The following is a 1,419-nucleotide window of genomic DNA, read 5'->3' on the forward strand; positions in this document are numbered from 1 at the left end:
CCGGTGCAAGCGGGCACATGGGTAACAGAATAGACCGGGCACATGGGTAACACTTCATGGCCGGTCCGGTCTTCGGTTTTGCGGTTGTGGAGAACGGAAGGAGCCCGTAGGGCGACTGGAGTTCTCCACAACCGCGCGCGCGGCGCGCGCGGCGGCCCGGTCCCGGCGAGTGGCCGGGCGGTAGGCCAGCAGCGTGCGGGTGTGACTGTCGAACAGCCCCAGGGCGACGGGACCGAAGCAGACGCGCCAATGACGATCACTGACCGCCTCGAGCCCCACCGGCTCGCCTACCAGGGCTTCGCTCAGATACACACAGCCGCCCTGCCACTTGATCTCGCCGCTGGTCCGCACCCGGCGGACTTCAACATGCGCGGGATAGACGATCTCCGGCAGGACCGCGGGATACGCCCGGGGCGAGGGGCCGTACCACTGGGCGGGCACCGTATCGTTCAACGCCTCATGCGGGCGCTCGGTGTTGAAGATCCGCCGAAAGCGGTTGAAGCCGCGTTGCTGCGCGGCGGCCGTGGCGCACGGGGGCGAGGCGGCCTCGCGCTGCAGCGTGCGATGCATGCGCTCATGACACCCGTTCTGGTCGGGGCGTCCGGGCACGATGCGTTCGAGCTCAATGCCCAGCTTGATCCACCACACCGACAGCGCTGACAGCCCGCCCAGCCCGGCCGAGGCAAACGGGCTCCCATTGTCGCTGCGGATCGCGTCGGGCAGCCCATGCTCCCGAAACACGCGCTCGAAAATCGGGCGGGCGCACTGCCCGGTCAGGCGCTTCACGCACCGACACTCGAGCAAGTAGCGGCTGTATAGGTCGGAGATCGTCAGCGGATCGCACCGCTGTCCGTTGCCCAGCCGAAACCAGCCCTTGTAATCCACCGCCCAGACCTGATTGGCCTCCCTCGGCGTGCGCAATCCATGCCGGGGGACCCCCGTGCTCTTGCGGCGGCGCCGGCGCGCGCGCACCAGGCCCTGCCGCTTGAGGATGGCGCCCGCCGTGCTCGGCGCCGGCCACCCGAGCTCGGGGTGCGTCCGCTGCAACACCGCCACCAACTTCCGCGGCCCCCAGAACGGATGCTGGTGCCGCGCCGCGATCAGCTGCCTTGCCACCTCCGGCGCGGTGGCGTGGGGCTGATGGTGTGGGGCCCGACTGCGCTCCGCCAACCCGGCCAGGCCCGCGTCGCGATAGCGCTTCAGCCATTTGTAGCCGCTCTTGCGACTCACGCCGTACAGCGCGCACACCTCGCTCATGCTCCAGCCGCTCTCCTCGTCCAGGCACGCGGCGATGAACTTCAACCGTTGCTCCTCCACACGGGTCTCCTTCCACGGCATGCACCACCTCCTTGGTGCCCATGCCTGTAGGTGTTACCCATGTGCCCGGTCCAATCTGTTACCTATGTGCCCGGTTTGTAC

1 protein-coding gene is annotated in these 1,419 nt (G+C 68.5%); it reads right to left on the reverse strand.

Annotated features, from left to right (window positions below; translation table 11 throughout):
- Positions 1-54: 54 nt before the first annotated feature.
- Positions 55-1,338, reverse strand: a complete 1,284-nt coding sequence (locus L6Q96_23120) for a helix-turn-helix domain-containing protein (GenBank protein MCK6557442.1) — start codon at positions 1,336-1,338, stop codon at positions 55-57.
- Positions 1,339-1,419: the final 81 nt, after the last annotated feature.

This window comes from Candidatus Binatia bacterium, from assembly GCA_023150935.1.
GTDB lineage: Bacteria > Desulfobacterota > Binatia > HRBIN30 > HRBIN30 > JAKLJW01.

What these genes read in the sequence shown, in the direction of transcription:
- L6Q96_23120 (MCK6557442.1), bottom strand. Translation starts at nt 1,338, where the DNA reads ATGCCGTGGAAGGAGACCCGTGTGGAGGAGCAACGGTTGAAGTTCATC.